Origin of the sequence: Gordonia sp. L191, assembly GCF_030077625.1 — a bacterium.
In the GTDB taxonomy this organism is placed as follows: Bacteria; Actinomycetota; Actinomycetes; order Mycobacteriales; family Mycobacteriaceae; genus Gordonia; species Gordonia polyisoprenivorans_A.
Window position 1 is genome coordinate 5,234,235 of record NZ_CP125996.1, and the last position, 16,378, is coordinate 5,250,612.

A 16,378-nucleotide genomic window follows, 5' to 3' on the forward strand; every position below is an offset into this window, starting at 1 on the left:
GTCGGGGGTGACTGCGCCCCCTCGATCCGGCACCCTGGGTGCTGTGCCGGACGACCTGCTGATCGCGCGTAACCCCGAGGAGGGCACATCGCTGCCCTACCTCGTGCGACTGCCCTTGGGCGCCGACGGGATCGTGTTGAAGACCCGGGAGACGTGGCCGCGCACCACCAAGGTGTATTGCCAGCGGGTCGCCGAGTGGCCGGACGACCCCGAGATCGTCGAATGCCTGGCGGTGCGTTCGATCAGCCGTCGCGGCGCGGCCATCGATCTGGTGCTCGAACGCGGACGGGAGAACCGCTCGCAGTTCGTGCTCACCCGCGCCCGCGGACGCGAGATGGTGTTCTGGCAGTCGCGACGCACCGCCAAACAGGCCCGACCAAACGTGACCATCCCCAAGGCGCGAGCGCACGGTCGCGTGGTCGACATCGTCGTCGACACCCGAGAACGCTACGGCTACAAGTTCTCTGCGCAACAGGCGCAGACCAGCAAGCGGGGCCTACCGGTCGGCGACTACGCGGTCTTCGACGGCGACGACCTGGTGGCCACCGCCGAACGCAAGAGCATCGAGGACCTCGCGTCGAGCCTGTTGTCGGGAAAGATGACCTACCTGCTGGCCGATCTCGCCGCACAGCCGCGCGGGGCGGTCATCGTCGACTCCGGGTACTCGAAACTGTTCAAACTCGAACACGCACCGGCCTCCTCGGTGGCCGATGCCGTCGCCGAGGCGCAGGTCCGGTTCCCGACGGTGCCGATCGTGTTCTGCGAGACACGCGCACTCGCACAGGAATGGCTGTACCGCTGGTTCGGCGCCTGCCTGGCCGAGTGGGATCTCGACCGGGCGGGAAAGAGTTCGCCGACGCAGCTCAGCGGCGGGGATGCGGGTGCGCCGGCGTCGATCGAATGAATCCCGGTCGGACATTTGCCGCAAACCGGTTCGATTGATCGCCGCGCGCCGCGCACGGGGCTAGATTGGCCACAGATCGTGGCCGCTTCTTTCATCCCGAAGTGGCCGCAAACCGTTGCTGCGCAACCGTCATCGCGTAGATTGACTGCCAGCCACGATGGCCCGACGCCGCGCGGCTCGCATGATCGAGGGGGACATGGTGAACACTCCGAATCCGCCCTACGGGCAACCCGGCCCGTACGGGCAACAGCAGCCGGGCCAACCCCGGTACGGGCAGCCGCCCGGCCCGGGTCAACCGTCGTACGGCCAACAGCCCCACTACGGGCAAACCCCGTACGGGCAACCCGGCCCGGGATACGGCGCTCCCCCGGCAGGCTCACCCCGGTACGGTGCTCCCCCATCTGCTCCGCCCCAGCCACCCCACTACAGTCGGCCACCGGCGCCACAGCCCCCGAATCCTGCCCCACTGCAGAAGAATCCGGCTCCGGGTGCCTATCATCCGGGCGGTGGGCAGGGCGCGCCGCCGGTGCAAGCGGGTCAGCAGCAGGGTGTCGCCATCGACGCGAAGTTCTTCCCGTTGATGTGGTTGCTGTTCTTCATCAAGCCGAAGATCGTCGTCGACGGCCACGAGCTTCCCGGCACGTGGGGCCGCAACGAGATCCCGCTGCCGCCGGGACAGCATCACGTGCACGTCCACGTTCCGTACTTCCTGCCCCCGCGGATCGGGCCCGCCGATTTCCCGGTGCTCGTGCAGCCCGGACAGGGCGTCGAGCTGGAGTATCGCGCGCCGGTGTGGGCGTACTCCCGCGGTTCGCTCGGCCCTGCGCCACAGCAGTACAACGGCGTCGGTCTGGCGATCGCGATCTCGGTCATCCCGATCGTGCTGATCGTGCTCATCGTCATCCTGAACGTGGCGATCGCCACGAGTTGATCGCGCCCGCAGACACACACGAACAACCCCGCCCGGCGTCCTCGGGCGGGGTTGTTCGTGTCGCGCACGGGTCAGCGCGCAGAGCGCTGTCTCACTGCCACACCCAGAGCCACCGACGCGAACGCGGGTCGTAGCGACGGACGCGGCGGCGACGCTGGACCGGGGCGGGGTTGTTGTTGCGACGGGGTTCGGCCATGATCGGCTCCTCTTTCGTTGACACTTCCGAGATCCGCTGTGTGCGTTTCTCTCTGACGTGTTCCACGATGCACGGTCAGGCTTGACGCACGATGCCCGTCGCCTTGGGAGTTGCTGTTCTCGCGAAATGTGGCGTGGGTCACCGTGATCGGAGTGTCGGCGAGCCGACGCGCGGATCTTGACGACATCTTGGCGCCGGAATGCCTGTTGCTGAGCCATAGAGCCGGGTAAACCGAAGAGGTGAGCTTGTTCGAGCTGCTGCCCTCTCTGAAAGGCGTTCTGGTGTCCCGATCTTTCGATCCCACGCTCTGGCCGGTCCCCATTCACTCGTCGGGGACGGATCTCTTCATCGGTGAGACCGACCTGCGCGCCGAATCACTGCGTCACACAACGGGATTCTTCATCGACGCGACGGGTGAGCCGCGCTGCCCGTCGACCGACGGGTGCGATGCAGCTCACCCGGTTCTGGTCACCAGGATCACTGCAGCGCACGTCGCGGGTGGACGCGCGGTGGTGCGTGTCGATGCAGCGTTGCCGCTGACCACGGCGATCGCCGACGTGGCGTTCGTCGGCGTCGGCCTGGCCGGAGCGACCATGGCCGACATCACCGTCGTCGACGCCGCTGGGCATCGGCGGACGGTGCATGCCGAGTTGCCGGCCGGCGTCATCGCCACCGGGACACTGGTGATCGCGTTGCGTCCGGTCCCCGACCGGGCAGCCGTCGTCGCCCGATAGCCGGCCGACCGGGACCGCCGTCAGACCGCCGAATCCGGGAACGCGATGACCGACAGGAAGCGGATCGGCAGTTCGATGAGGGCGACCGGCCCGTGCGGGGCCTCCCCGTCGAGCTGCATGGAATCGCCGGGCGCGAGGCGGTACACGCTGCGCCCGTGCGCGTAGTCCATGACGCCGTCGAGCATGTAGAGGAACTCGGTGCCGGGGTGCTGGAACAGCGGCTGGGTGATCGAGTCCTCGTTGAGCGTCACGAGAAGGCATTCGAGACGTTTGTGCTCGCCGCGCAACGACCCGAGCAACTCATACTCGTGGCCCTCCTTGGACCCCGAGCGCACGATCCGCGAACCCTCCCCCGCCTTGACGTACACCGCCGATCGCTCGACGTCGGCGCCGCGGAACAGCGAGGTCACGGCGACGTCGAAGGCCGTCGCCAGCCGCGCGAGAGTGCTGAGACTGCACGAGGTCTGGGCGTTCTCGATCTTCGAGAGCATCGCCTTGGAGATGCCGACGCGTACCGCCATGTCGCCGACGGTCAGACCCTGCTGCTGACGCAGGCGCCGGACGTTGGCGGCGATCGCGGTCTCGAGCTCGAGCTCCTCGACGGACTGGTCGGTGGGCCGGTCACGGGCGATACCGGACTGGTTACGGATCAGCGGATCATCGCCGGCACCTGCCGTCTGTACCGCCACTGCCTGATCGATCCCTGTCGATTCGTCGGACTCCGCCACCGGGACAGCATATCGGGAGACGTCGTCCACTGTGGGGAACCGTGGCAGCTCGGCGATGAGTCCCGACCGCCGGTCCTCGGGCAGCTCGGAGATGCGGACCCCGCCGTTCAGGGCGCACATGCCGCGCCCCGCACGATAGGCCTCACCGCATCTCCCCCGCGCCCACGTAGGGGAAGCGGGTCTTGAGCAGGTCGCCCTCGGCGAACCGGGACAACCGGAAGTCCGACTCCGGGATGCGCGGATCGTTGCTGCGACCGTCGACGACGAGGTCGGCGACGAGCCGCCCGACCGCCGGTGAGATCTTGAACCCGTGCCCGCTGAAGCCCGCGGCGATCACCAGTCCGCCGAGCGGACCGGTGGAGATGATCGGATTCCAGTCCGGGGTGACGTCGTAGCACCCGGCGTAGCTGCTGGTGATGGCCGCGTCGGTGAACTGCGGGAAGCGGGTGCCGACCTTGTCGACGGTCAGATCCAGGAACGCCTCGTCGGCACGATTGAGGTAATTGTCGGGGTCGGCGATCTCCAGCTCGGCGAGATCGCTGTTACCGAACAAGATCTCACCGCGCACGTCGGGCCGTACGTACTGCAGCGAGACGAGGTCGGAGAACACCGGCACCTTGCCGAGTTCCATCCCGGGGTGGATCATCACGATCTGCTCGCGGTGGACCTCGATGGGGACGTCGATGCCGTGGGCGGCGAGGAACGGTCGAGTCCATGCGCCGGTCGCAACGACGACGGTTTCGGCCGAGATCGTCGATCCGTCAACCAGTCTCACGCCGGTGACGGCATCGCCGTCGACGATGAGGCCGGCGACGGGCGTGCTCTGGCGGATGCGGATGCCACCGGCGCGCGCCGATGCGGCGAAGGCCTGCGCGGTCTGATACGCATCGCCGTACCCGCCGCGTTCCTCCCAGCCGAACGCCGCGAACGGCTCGAGATCGGCGGCCGGCCACATCGCGGCGACCTCGTCGACACCGATCTCCTCGGTCTGTACGCCGACCTCACGTTGCGCGGCAAGACTTTTGCGGAGATTGCCCACATTGGCCTCGCCGACGCCGACGACGTAGCCGGTCTGACGGAACCCGATGTCGGTGCCGAAGATCTCCTCGGCCTTCTCGAACACCTCGAGCCCGACGGCCGCCATCGCCGCCAGCGAACTGACGCCGTAGTGGCAGCGGACGATGCCCGATGACTTGCCCGTCATGCCCGCGCCCACGGTATCGCGTTCGCAGACAACCACATCGGTGACGCCGCGTTGCGCCAGCGCCCACGCGGTGGCCGCGCCCTCCAGGCCGCCACCGATGATGACGATGGATGCGGCCTCGGTACTCACAACACCGCCCCTGCTCCGGGAATCCAGCTGGTGCCGGCCAGCGGGACGCGCGCCATCGCTGCGGCCTCGATCGAGATCGCCACCAGGTCTTCGGGTTCGAGGTGCTGCAGGTGTGCCTTGCCGCAGGCGCGGGCGATGGTCTGGGCTTCCATCGTCGTCACCCGCAGGAAGTTGGCCAGGCGCTTGCCGCCGACGATCGGATCGAACCGGGCGGACAGTTCGGGATCCTGGGTGCTGATGCCGGCCGGGTCGCGGCCGTCCTGGAAGTCGTCGTAGAAGCCGGCCGCCGAGCCGATCTTCTCGTACTCGTCGGCATACCGGGGATCGTTGTCGCCCAGGGCGATCAGCGCGGCGGTACCGATGGCGACGGCGTCGGCACCGAGCGCCATGGCCTTGGCCACGTCGGCACCGTTGCGAATCCCACCGGACACGATGAGCTGGACCTCGCGGTGCACACCGAGCTCCTGAAGAGCCTGCACGGCTTGTGGAATCGCGGCGAGCGTCGGGATGCCGACGTGTTCGATGAACACTTCCTGGGTGGCCGCGGTGCCGCCCTGCATGCCGTCGACGACTACCACGTCGGCACCGGAGTGCACGGCGAGCTTCACGTCGTAGTAGGTGCGGGTCGCGCCGACCTTGACGTAGATCGGCTTCTCCCAGTCGGTGATCTCGCGCAACTCGTTGATCTTGATGGCGAGGTCGTCGGGGCCGGTCCAGTCGGGGTGGCGGCAGGCGCTGCGCTGATCGATACCCTCCGGCAGGGTGCGCATGTGAGCGACCCGCTCGGAGATCTTCTGCCCCAGCAGCATTCCGCCGCCGCCGGGCTTGGCGCCCTGCCCGAGGACGATCTCGATGGCGTCGGCCTTGCGCAGGTCGTCGGGGTTCATGCCGTAGCGCGACGGCAGATACTGGTAGACCAGGTTCTTCGACTGGCCGCGCTCCTCCGGTGTCATTCCGCCATCGCCGGTGGTGGTGGAGGTACCCACTTCCGACGCGCCGCGCCCGAGTGCCTCCTTGGCGCCGGCCGACAGCGCGCCGAAGCTCATGCCCGCGATGGTGACCGGGGTGTCGAGGTGCAAGGGGTACTTGGCATTTCGGCTGCCGAGCACGACGTCAGTGTCGCAGCGCTCGCGGTAGCCCTCCAGGGGGTACCGCGACATCGACGCACCCAGGAAGAGCAGGTCGTCGAAATGCGGCAGCTTGCGCTTGGCGCCCCACCCACGGATGTCGTAGACGCCGGTGTCGGCGGCACGCTGGATGGCGGCGATGGTGGTGCGGTCGAAGGTCGCGGATTCGCGTAGACCGCGCTGTTCGTTGCTGAGGTTCATGATGTCTCCGGGTGCGGCGCTGGGTCGTCGGACGAGGGGCCGAGCGGTGGGTTCGCCGGGGGTCAGTATGCCGACGTGTTGTCGACGTGGAAGTGGTAGAGCTCGCGGGCCGATCCGTATCGCGAGTACTCGGTCGGGTCGTCATCCTTGAAACCCGCGGCCTTGAGCAGGCCGGCGAGCTCGTCGAGGTGTTCGGCGCGCATGGGTTTCGCGATGCAGTCGGCGCCGAGGGAGGCGACCTCGCCGCGGACGTAGAGACGGGTCTCGTAGATCGAGTCACCCAGGCCTGCGCCGGCGTTGCCGCGGATCACCATGCGGCCCGCCTGGGCCATGAAAGCGCTGTTGTGACCGACGTTTCCGCCGACGACGATGTCGATGCCCTTCATCGAGATCCCGCAGCGCGCGGCGGCGTCGCCCTCGATGACGAGCAGGCCGCCGTGTGCGGTGGCACCGGCCGACTGGGAGGCGTTGCCCTTGACGACGACGGTGCCGCTCATCATGTTCTCGGCGACACCGGTACCAGCGTTGCCGTTGATGGTGATCTCGGCCTGCTGGTTCATGCCGGCGGCGTAGTAGCCGACGTGACCGTTGACGGTGATCTTCACTGGTGCGTTGACCCCGGCGGCAACGCTGTGCGCGCCCGCCGGTGAGTTGATCTCGATCTCTCCGGTGATCTCGCCGTGCAGTGCCGAATTGACTTCGCGCAGCGAGGTTTCGGACAGATCGAAGACGGTGCGATCGGTGTTCAGCGGGTCCATGCGTAGACCACCTCCGGTTCTGGTTCCCAGATTCGTGCGTTCTCCACGCCCGGCAGGTGCGCCAGGGCTCGGTATTCACTGGCCATCGCCACCCAGTCGTCGGTCTCGGCGATCACGGCGGGTTTGCAGGCGATGGCGTCGCGGACCACCGCGAACGAGTCGCGGTTGGACACGACGAGTGTGTAGAAGCCGTCGAAGGTGGCGCAAACCTCTTTGAGTGCGATCTCGACGTCCTTGCCCTGCGCGAGCTGGTGGGCGACGAAGCGTGCGCCGACCTCGGTGTCGTTCTCGGAATCGAATTCGACTCCCTCCTCACGCAATTCACGGCGGATGGTCGCGTGGTTGGAGAACGATCCGTTGTGCACCAGGCACTGCTCGGGTCCGACGGCGTACGGGTGCGCGCCGGCCGGGGTCACCGCGGACTCGGTCGCCATGCGCGTGTGCCCGACGCCCTGCCAGCCCTGTGCGGCGGCCAAGCCCCACTGGTCGGTCAGATCTCGCGGTGCACCAACACCTTTGAGCACGGTCAGGTCGCTACCGAATCCGGCGACCAGGGCGCCGGGGTAGGTGGCGCGAGCGGCGCCGAGCAGCTCCTCGGCGGGTACGGGTGCCGACAGCACGAGGGTGGCGTCGACGTACTGGGCGGCGACCGCACTGCCGAACACCTCGGTGACGGCGGCCTGCGCGTCGTCGGCGTCGACGTCGATTTCGAGAAGGGAGACGCAGGCGTGGTCGGCGGGCACCCAGCTGGGGTTGCCGTAGACGGCGATGCCGGCCGAATCGGCGCCGCGGTCCTGCATTTCGCCGAGCATGCCGGTGAGCAGTTCCCCGAGGCGGGGATACAGATCGGGGTTGCGTAGATGCAACCCGACGATTCCGCACATGGTGTGGGCCTTTCGTGGTTCAGGGGGTGGACGGATCAGGGATGTGACGGGAATGTGTGGTCAGAAAGCGGTGAGATACTGATCGACCTCCCACGGGGAGACGGCCGAATGCCAGGCGAAGAACTCCTCGCGCTTGAGCTTGCTGAAGTAGTCCGAGACCGACTGCTTGTCGGCGGGCCAGTCCTCGGTCATCGCGGCATCGAGGGTGCCGGCCACGACCGGGTCAGCCTCGAGCGCGTCGACCGCGTGCAGCAGCGTCAGCGGCAGGGTGCCGACGTGCTCGGGGCAGGTACCCAGCGCACCCGGGTCGAGGCTGCGCTTGATGCCGTCGAGGCCGGCGCCGAGGGCGGCGGCGATCGCGAGGTACGGGTTGGCCGATCCGTCGCCGCCGCGCAGCTCGACGCGCTGGTCGTCGGGGATGCGGATGTAGTGGGTGCGGTCGTTGCCGCCATAGGTGGGCACGCGCGGTGCCCAGGAGGCGCCCGAGCGGGTGGCGGTGGCGCCGGTCCGCTTGTAGGAGTTGACCGTCGGAGCCATCACCGACTGCAGCGCGCAGGCGTGCTCGAGGACGCCCGCGACGAATCCGTAGGCGGTGGGCGAGATGCCGAGCCCGCGGTCGTCACCGAACTCGGTCGGGAAGACCGGCTGACCGTTGGAGGTCAACGAAAGGTGCAGGTGCAGGCCGCTTCCGGTGCGTTCGGCGAACGGCTTGGGCATGAAGGTGGCGACCATGCCGCGTTCGGCGGCGATCGTGGAGAGCAGGTAGCGCAGGGTGATGACGCGGTCGGCGGTGGTGAGCGCGTCGGAGTAGGCGAAGTTCTGCTCGAACTGGCCGTTGCCGTCCTCGTGGTCGTTGGCGTAGTTGCTCCAGCCCAGCTGATTCATCGCAGTGGACACCGCGGTGAGGTGCTCGTACATACGGGTGAGGCCGCGGACGTCGTAGCAGGGCTGATCGGAGTCATCGGCGTCGTCGGCGGTCACGAGTGTGCCATCGGCGGCCCGCTTGAGCAGGAAGTACTCGACCTCTGCGCCCACCCACGGCTCGAAGCCCGCGTCCTCGGCCTGGGCGATGAGTGCCCGCAGGATGTTGCGTGGGGCGAACGGCCACGGCTTGCCCTCCACGTGCGGGTCGCAGTGCACGATCGCCAGCCCCTCCTTGATGAAGGGGATCGGCAGGAACGACGAGGTGTCGGGGATGGCCATGAGGTCGGGGTCGCGGGGCTCCTGCCCGATTGCACCGACCGCGTATCCGGCGAAACCCACACCGTTGGTGGCGAGTTCGTCGACAGCCTCGACGGGGACGAGCTTGGCGCAGGGCTTGCCGCGCAAGTCGACGAACATGGCGAGGATGAACTTGGTCCCCGACTTCGCGCAGAGTTCGGCGAGATCGTTGGTGGTGTCAGTCATGGCAGTGCTCCGGTGGTTGTGTTGGCTCTAGTATGTCCACTCCGATGAACTTTTGTCTACCTGTAGTAGACTCCCGTTGTGTTGCGATTACGTTTCGGGGCTGTGAGGTGCAGGTATCGGGTTGGGTGGGGCGGTCGTCGGTGGTCGAGGTATGCCCACCGGTGGCCGCACTGCCTACTCCTGCGCCACCCCACCCGATGGTCGAGGTGTACTCACCGGCGGCCGCACCACCTACTCTTGCGCCACCCCACCCGATGGTCGAGGTGTGACGAGCCCCCTGGGCGAGGAGCCTCGAGACCCCCGCAGGCGACGCTGGAACCCGAAACCAGCACCGGTGCAAGGGGTCTCGAGGCTCGGCGCCTGGGGCGCCGAGCACCTCGACCATCGATCAAAAAGGGGGCCGGCCATCGAAAGAAGCGCTCGGCGATCGATCAATAGGGGCTCGACCATCGGGGGAAAGCGGCCCGAAATGGCAGCGGGGACGCACCACGATGTGGTGCGCCCCCGGTGTCGTGCACAGCGATCAAGTGCGAACGGGCTGCGCGGTCTCGGAGAGTCCGTGCTCGACACTCTGGGTGGCCAGTGCCGGCGACATACCCGAGAGGCCGCCGTGACCGACGCCGGCCGCGGGGATCTCGTAGGCGGTTTCCGCGTGGATCGAGGAGTCGAGTCCCTGGGTCTCGGTCTCGGCGTCGACGCGCAGGCCGATCGTCTTGTCGAGAGCCTTGGCGATCAGCCACGTCATCACGAACGAGAAGGTGCAGGTGATGACGATGCCGGCGAGTTCGCGCCACAGGATGTCGATCGGGCCACCGAAGAGCAGACCGGTCACCCCGGCCGGGGCACTGCCGGCGGCGAACAGCACGACGCACAGGGTGCCGACGATGCCGCCGATGCCGTGGACGATGAAGGCGTCGAGACTGTCATCGACCTTGAACTTCGGCTTGAAGCTCAGGAAGAACGCGACGACGCCCGCGGCGAGGATGCCGACCATCAGTGCGCCGATCGGCGTCACGGTGTTGGCCGACGGGGTGATGCCGACGAGTCCGGCGATGGCACCGGTGATCGAACCCAGCGCGGTGACGTGACCTTCACGCCACTTCTCGATCGCCCAGAACCCGAGCATCCCGGCGCCTCCGGCGAGCAGGGTGTTCAGGACGACGAACTGGGTGACGAAATTGGCTCCGCCGGCGCAACTTCCGTTGAATCCGAACCACCCGAACCACAGGATGCCGCCACCGAGGAGGACGATGGGCACGTTGTGAGGGCGCTCGGCACGGCGACGCCGGGCGCCGAGGACCAATGCCAGGGCGAGCGCGGCCACACCGGAGTTCATGTGCACCGCCGTACCACCGGCGAAGTCGTGGATGTGGATCTTGTTGAGCAGGAAGCCTCCTGCGCCCTCGTCGGAGTCGGCGGCGAACACCCAGTGTGCGACCGGGAAGTACACCAGGGTCAGCCAGATCGGAACGAACACCAGCCATGCGCTGAACTTCATCCGACCGGCCGCACCACTGGCCACGATCGCCACGGTGATGGCGGCGAACAGGATGAACCACGCCGCGATGTAGAGCACCTGAATGCCGCCGGACTGATCGTCGGTGAGGTGCTCACCGAGCCCGAGGTAGTGCACGGGATTACCGATGATCCCCCAACCGTGTACGGACGGCCCGGACACCAGGCCATAACCGTAGAGAACATAGATGACACAGGTGATTCCGAGGGTGGCGAACACCATCGACATCATGTTCAGGACGTTGCGTCCGCCGAGCATGCCCCCGTAGTAGAGACCCAGGCCGGGGATCATGAGTACCAGAAAGGCGAATGCGGCCAGCATCCATGACAGATCCGCGTGTGCGGCAACTACTTCCATGACAGTCCTTGGTAGAGAGGGATATGGAGGGTGATGGGGCGGTCAGTGCCCGCGGAGGTAGGCGACGACGTTGTCGCGGTAGTCGAGGAAGCCCTTGTACGCGGCGATGCGCTCGTCGAGGGTTTCGATGACGGTGGCCAACTGCTCGGCCCACGCCGGGATGCGCCGGACCTCGTCGAGCGAGGCCATGAACGTGCGGATATTGAACGTCACCGCACCGGAGGTCGGCAACCGGACGAAGTGCTCGAGTTCGATCCGAAGCCGCGCGCGACCGTAGTCGCCGTCGGCGATCATCGTGGGTATGTCGCGACCCCACTCGGGCAGTTGTTCGAGGCTGACGTCGAGCTTGTGCGAATCCGATGCGGACAGCGTCCAGTTGACCCGCCGATAGACCGCGTCGGCGGGTAGCCGCCGGAGGAACTGTTCGGCGCGGGCGACGATCCCGTCACGGATCAAACCCGGTACCGGAGCGTGGATTTCATACATGTCCATGCCGACGTCGAAGGCCACCGACCAGGCGGCGGCGAAGGTGACGATCCCGGCGTCGAAGTAGAGCCGGCCGTCGCGTTCGACGACGAGGAGCAGGTCGTCGGGGACCTCGCGCGCGAGGAACTCCAGCGGATGGCACGGGAGGCTGTCGAGGTCGCCGAGAACGAATTCGGTGTCGGTGCCGAGTAACTCGTTGCGCCAGTGGAACCGCCGGTCGGCGCCTTCGGTGAGATGCATCACGGTGGGGTAGGCCAGTGCCAGATCGCGGAGGTAGTACAGCAACAGATCCCAGCAAGCGACGTCCATTCCGGGCATGATCCGCACACGCGACGGATCCTCGTCGAGGATGCGCCGCCGCTCGCGCATGTAGTCCAGATACTCGGCACCACCGAGGTCGACGAGGTGGCGTCCCCATTCCCCACCGCGCGTACGCCGCGGCACGCGGGCGGGCTCGACGTTGACGGTGTAGGAGAACTCGGAAGCGTCGTCGGGAAACGGCCACGGGATGTTGGCGCAGTGATCGACGGGCTGCGAAAGATACTCACGCGCAGCGGGAGTCAGTGAGTCGAAACTCGGCAGATCAGGGCTCGGCGGAGTGGTTGTCGATGCGGTCAGGGACGGGGTGAGGGTCACAGGTCCACCTCGATCTCAGGGCTGTCGGGGAGGGCACGCGAAACACAGCACATCATCGCGGTGTTCGCGGTCTTGTCCTCGTCGTCGAGGACGAAATCACGGTGCAGCACTGCACCAGCTCGCACCGGGATGCGACATTCGCCGCACACTCCTTGCCGGCACAGGTTGGGCACCGCGACGCCGTGGTCGAGCAGTCGCTCGAGCAGTGAGACCCCGGAGGGGACGTCGAGGCGCTCACCGGTGGAGGCGAGCCGAACCGAGAACGGGTCGCCCGGGTCTTGTTCGGGTGCGGCGAATCGTTCGAGATGGACACGCGCCGCCGGCCAACCGGCGTCGGCGGCCAATTGCGTGTAGGTGTCGAGAAGCGCCGCGGGCCCACAGGCATAGGCGTGGGTACCCAACGGTTGCACAGCCATTCGCGATCGGATGGTGGCGATGGTCTCCTCCACCCCGCAGGCCTCATGGACGGTGATGCCGTCGTGGGACGCCACCGCACGCAGGTCGTCGAGGTGCGCGCCATGCCCGGGCCGATAGGAGTAGATGACCTCGGCGGTCACCCGAGAATCGCGTGCCAGCGCCCGGACATGAGAGAGGATGGGCGTGATCCCGATGCCGCCGGCGACCAGCAGCGCGTGCCGCTGGTCGAGGACGGGCGCGAACATCGAACGGGGGCCTTCGATCTCGACCGTCGATCCCTCGGTGACGGTGTCGTGCAGCCACTCCGACCCGCCGCCCTCGCCGCGTCGCAGGACCGAGATGCCGTAACTGGTCGGCCAGAGACCATCGTCGACGAGGGAATAGGCGTTGCGCACAGTGCTTCCGGACGCGCCGATCGTGACGATGAGGTGACTGCCCGGCTGATACGGCACCAGTGACGGACCGGCATCGTCGGCCGGCACGAACCGGAAGTGGGTGACCGACTCGGTCAGTGCGCGTTTTTCGACGACGCGCATCAGTCGGGGTCCGGTCCGATAACCCGGGTGCAGATGCGTGCCCGCCGCCGAAGCGTCGGCGTTGTCGACTCCGTTCACAGCAGCTCGGGTCACCACGGCTTCGGTCATGACAGCTCCCCGGCATCGGCGGCGGAGGCGAGGAAACTGCCGCGCGTGGCCGAATGATGCTCGTGGATCTCGACTCTCATCGAGCATTCCGGGCATTGCACGATCTCGCCGGGGCGAGCGAGGATGCGGCTGGTGGTGTGACAGTGTGCGCAGTAGACCGGCAGATCGTCGGTGCTGGTGACATGGGCGGACAGCTCGTCGGCGATCGCTCCGGCCGCTCGTGCGACGGCGAGTGCGGTCATCACGTCGAACTGACCACCGGTGACCATGACCCTGGTGCCGGTGACGGATTCACCGAGTGCGCGCCGCAGCGTCGCGACATCGTCGGCGTCGGTGAGGGTGTCGAGGACCAGCAGTCGGGTGGCCCCGGATTCGCTGGCCTTGGCGACCCAGGTGCGCGCGGTCTGAGCGGCACCCGGATCAGCGCCGATGGACACGATGAGGAAGGCGCCGGCCTCGACGTTCACCTCGGGTGGGGTGGCCGGCCACCGCGGCAAGCCGGGGTGCGGCTCGGGACTCGGTGGCGTCGGCGCGGTATCGCGGAGCCATTGGGCGGCACGGTCTTTGTACTTGATGATGCCCTTGTAGTCGGCCATGTCTGTGGGCAGTTCGGCAAGCACGTCGGCGGTGCGGCGGCGCCAGGGCTCGACGCCGGCGAGTTGTTCCAGCGGGAGCAGGTAGGTGCGGATGAGGAACATCAGCGCACCCGAGTCGGGCAGTCGGATCAGGTGCTGGACCTCGACCCGAAGGTGCACCAGGGCGCCGAATTCGGTGTCGTCGACGTGGGCGATCGTCTCGCGGTCGGGACCCCATTCGGGGTAGATCTCGGTGGAGACGTCGAGTCGGCGGCCGATGGTCAGCGTCCAGTTGGTGCGGCGATAGGGCTGATGTGGCTGAAGGCGTTTGAGGAATTCGTGGGCCCGGGTGATGACACCCATCTTCTTCACGCGCGGGACCGGCCCGTGGATCTCCAGGAAGCTCATGCCGACGTCGAATCCGAAGCTCCAGTCGGCGGCGAAGGTGATGACTCCGGCGTCGACGAAGAGTTGCTCGTCACGCTGATCGAGTAGGGCCACATCCTCTTGGACCTGAGAGGTGATGTAGCGCAACGGTTCCTCACCCAGCGTGGCCTGGTCTCCGTAGCGGAAGTCGGCCTCGACACCGAGTAGATCGTTGCGCCACTGCCAGGTGTCGGGGCCGGTGGCGGTCAGGTGCATGTGGTCGGGGTAGGCGACGGCGAGCTCGCGCATCACGGTGAGCATCGCGTCCCAGGCGGCGGGCGCCATGTGCGGCAGGACGGCATGGCGGGATGGATCGGACGCGAGAACCGCTGCGCGAGCATCGAGTTCGTGGCGGTACTCGGCGTCGATGTCGACGACCGCGGCACCCCACTGACCGGCCGCGGTCACGCTGGGCGTACCCGCAGGCTCGACGTTGGTGCTGTAGCGGTAGCGATCCTCGGGGAAGGGGAACGGGAAACCGGTGACGAGGTCACCGGCGGCGTCGGGGGCCGGGGCAGGTGGCAGATCGATGGTCACAGTGGTATCTCCAGGGTGCATCCGTCGGCGGCGCGCGAAACGCAGGGCATCACTGCGTCTCCCGCGTTCTTCTCCTCGGCACTGAGGTAGAGGTCTCGGTGGATCGGGGTGCCTGCGGTGACGGGGATGCGGCATTCGCCGCACACACCCTGACGGCACCGGTTGGGTACGGCCACGCCGGCCGCTTCGATGGCCTCGAGCATGCTGGTGCCCGACGGGACGTCGAGTGTGGTCTCGCTGCCGGTCAGGTGCACCCGAAAGGGATCGCCGGCATCGAGGGCGTCGATCCCGAAGCGCTCGAAATGGATTCGTGACTCCGGCCAGCCTGCGGCCTTCGCGGAGTCGACGACGTGGTCGATGAGCCCGCCGGGTCCGCACACGTACAGATGGGTTCCCAGCGGTTGCGTGGTCAGGACCTCGGCCAGCCGCGCCACGAAGTCGGCTCGCACGGTGTAGAGCTCGGCCCGGCCGTCGGTGAGGGTGGTGACCTCGTCGACGTGCGCGGCGTTCTCCGGCCGGAAGGTGTAGAGCACCTGGGTGTCACGGTGCCAGCGGCGGGCCGCCCGCAGGTGCGAGAGGATCGGCGTGACACCGATACCACCGGCGATCAGCAGGTGTTTGGTGGCGCGAGCGATCGGAGCAAAGGCGCTGCGCGGCAACCACACCCGGATCTCGTCACCCACTTGGAGCCGACTGTGCATCCAGTGTGAACCGCCCGCGCCGTCGGCGACGCGCAGGACCGAGATCGAATACTCGGTGGGCGCGGTGCCGTCGGACACGAGACTGTAGGCGTTGGTGTGCGGGCCGGCCTGCACCACCAGGTGGCTGCCCGGGACGAAACCGGGTAGCGGCGCACCATCGGCGAGGGTGAAGGTGCGGATGTCGCGGCCGCTCTTCACGATCGAGGTGACGCGCAACGTCATCGTGCCGTCCTCGGGGACGGAGCGGGCGGGCCGACTGGTCGTGAGGGTCATGCGGTGTCCTCTCGATTCGGGGTCTCGGCGTCGGCCATGAACCCGAGGAAGGCGCCGCGCCTGCGGGAGACGTGGTAGTACACGAGAAGTCCGCGGCCGCAACCGGTGCAGTCGACGATGTCGTCGATGCCGGCGAGCGCCGAGGTGACCGTCCGGCAATGCGTGCAGAACACGTCGATCGGGCCCGCACCGACGGGTTCGACCACGAGTTCGTCGTCCTCTACCCCGGCGGTGACCGCCGCCGCTCGGACCGTCAGGCAGGCACCGACCGGTCCGGCCACGTGTACGCGTACCCCGACCGTCGCGGAGGCGAGCGCATCCCGCAGTGCGTCGGTGGCCTCGGCGGGCGATTCGACGCAGATCAGCGTGCTCGGCCGGCCCGACGGCAGGGTGGCGACCCGCTCGGTGGCCCACGCGTGCGCGGGCTCACCGATGCCGATCACGAGGTACGACGCGCCGTCGGGTGTGAGGTCGGCGGTCGGCGGGGTGACCCCACCGACCGCGGCGGGGCGCGCCCACGCCGGAATGCTGCTGAACGGGATCTGGGCGGCGGTCTCCGCCGAGATCTCTGAGGTGGTCATGGCAGAACTGGTCCGTTCCGGAGGTC

The 16,378-nt window shown here is 67.6% G+C and carries 15 protein-coding genes; 3 read left to right on the top strand and 12 right to left on the bottom strand.

What is annotated here, in order from left to right; genetic code table 11:
• The first annotated feature begins 43 nt into the window (after nt 1-43).
• From QNM97_RS23530 to QNM97_RS23540, 3 genes are all read left to right on the top strand, one after another.
• Nucleotides 44-904, top strand: coding sequence for an ERCC4 domain-containing protein (locus QNM97_RS23530; protein ID WP_283820563.1), 861 nt, complete (start codon nt 44-46; stop codon nt 902-904).
• A 196-nt stretch (nt 905-1,100) separates the two neighbouring features.
• Nucleotides 1,101-1,835, top strand: a complete 735-nt coding sequence (locus QNM97_RS23535) for a polyadenylate binding domain-containing protein (protein ID WP_283820564.1) — start codon at nt 1,101-1,103, stop codon at nt 1,833-1,835.
• 441 nt (nt 1,836-2,276) lie between these two features.
• Nucleotides 2,277-2,765 (top strand): hypothetical protein, encoded by a 489-nt coding sequence (locus tag QNM97_RS23540; protein WP_283823307.1) that lies wholly within the window; start codon nt 2,277-2,279, stop codon nt 2,763-2,765.
• Nucleotides 2,766-2,785: 20 nt separating this feature from the next.
• On the opposite strand, the gene QNM97_RS23545 is transcribed toward QNM97_RS23540, so the two are convergent.
• The 12 genes from QNM97_RS23545 to QNM97_RS23600 all read right to left on the bottom strand — a co-directional run bounded on the left by QNM97_RS23545 (nt 2,786) and on the right by QNM97_RS23600 (nt 16,352).
• The gene (locus tag QNM97_RS23545) at nt 2,786-3,613 is read right to left on the bottom strand and encodes a helix-turn-helix domain-containing protein (protein WP_283820565.1); all 828 of its coding nucleotides are present in this window, start codon (nt 3,611-3,613) and stop codon (nt 2,786-2,788) included.
• A 22-nt stretch (nt 3,614-3,635) separates the two neighbouring features.
• Nucleotides 3,636-4,826, bottom strand: coding sequence for an NAD(P)/FAD-dependent oxidoreductase (locus tag QNM97_RS23550; RefSeq protein WP_283820566.1), 1,191 nt, complete (start codon nt 4,824-4,826; stop codon nt 3,636-3,638).
• Complete coding sequence (locus QNM97_RS23555; protein ID WP_014358171.1) at nt 4,823-6,154, bottom strand: FMN-binding glutamate synthase family protein; 1,332 nt, start codon at nt 6,152-6,154, stop codon at nt 4,823-4,825. The genes QNM97_RS23550 and QNM97_RS23555 overlap by 4 nt, the downstream gene beginning before the upstream one ends.
• Nucleotides 6,155-6,216: 62 nt before the next feature.
• The gene (locus tag QNM97_RS23560; RefSeq protein ID WP_006368887.1) at nt 6,217-6,912 is read right to left on the bottom strand and encodes a GltB/FmdC/FwdC-like GXGXG domain-containing protein; all 696 of its coding nucleotides are present in this window, start codon (nt 6,910-6,912) and stop codon (nt 6,217-6,219) included.
• Nucleotides 6,900-7,796 (bottom strand): class II glutamine amidotransferase domain-containing protein, encoded by an 897-nt coding sequence (locus QNM97_RS23565; RefSeq protein ID WP_283820567.1) that lies wholly within the window; start codon nt 7,794-7,796, stop codon nt 6,900-6,902. Before QNM97_RS23565 ends, QNM97_RS23560 begins: the two co-directional genes overlap by 13 nt.
• A 60-nt stretch (nt 7,797-7,856) precedes the next feature.
• Nucleotides 7,857-9,203: a type III glutamate--ammonia ligase gene (gene glnT / locus QNM97_RS23570; protein ID WP_283820568.1), complete on the bottom strand. Its 1,347-nt coding sequence runs from the start codon at nt 9,201-9,203 to the stop codon at nt 7,857-7,859.
• Nucleotides 9,204-9,726: 523 nt separating this feature from the next.
• The gene (locus QNM97_RS23575; RefSeq protein WP_283820569.1) at nt 9,727-11,076 is read right to left on the bottom strand and encodes an ammonium transporter; all 1,350 of its coding nucleotides are present in this window, start codon (nt 11,074-11,076) and stop codon (nt 9,727-9,729) included.
• 42 nt (nt 11,077-11,118) lie between these two features.
• Entirely contained in the window at nt 11,119-12,144 is a 1,026-nt protein-coding gene (locus QNM97_RS23580; RefSeq protein WP_283823308.1) for a heme-dependent oxidative N-demethylase family protein, read from the bottom strand.
• Between the two features lie 50 nt (nt 12,145-12,194).
• Nucleotides 12,195-13,259 (bottom strand): PDR/VanB family oxidoreductase, encoded by a 1,065-nt coding sequence (locus QNM97_RS23585; protein ID WP_283820570.1) that lies wholly within the window; start codon nt 13,257-13,259, stop codon nt 12,195-12,197.
• Complete coding sequence (locus tag QNM97_RS23590) at nt 13,256-14,797, bottom strand: heme-dependent oxidative N-demethylase subunit alpha family protein (RefSeq protein ID WP_283820571.1); 1,542 nt, start codon at nt 14,795-14,797, stop codon at nt 13,256-13,258. The genes QNM97_RS23585 and QNM97_RS23590 overlap by 4 nt, the downstream gene beginning before the upstream one ends.
• A complete protein-coding gene (locus tag QNM97_RS23595) occupies nt 14,794-15,771 on the bottom strand; it encodes a PDR/VanB family oxidoreductase (RefSeq protein ID WP_283820572.1) in 978 nt (325 codons plus the stop codon). The genes QNM97_RS23590 and QNM97_RS23595 overlap by 4 nt, the downstream gene beginning before the upstream one ends.
• Complete coding sequence (locus tag QNM97_RS23600) at nt 15,768-16,352, bottom strand: dimethylamine monooxygenase subunit DmmA family protein (protein WP_283820573.1); 585 nt, start codon at nt 16,350-16,352, stop codon at nt 15,768-15,770. The genes QNM97_RS23595 and QNM97_RS23600 overlap by 4 nt, the downstream gene beginning before the upstream one ends.
• Nucleotides 16,353-16,378 lie beyond the last annotated feature (26 nt).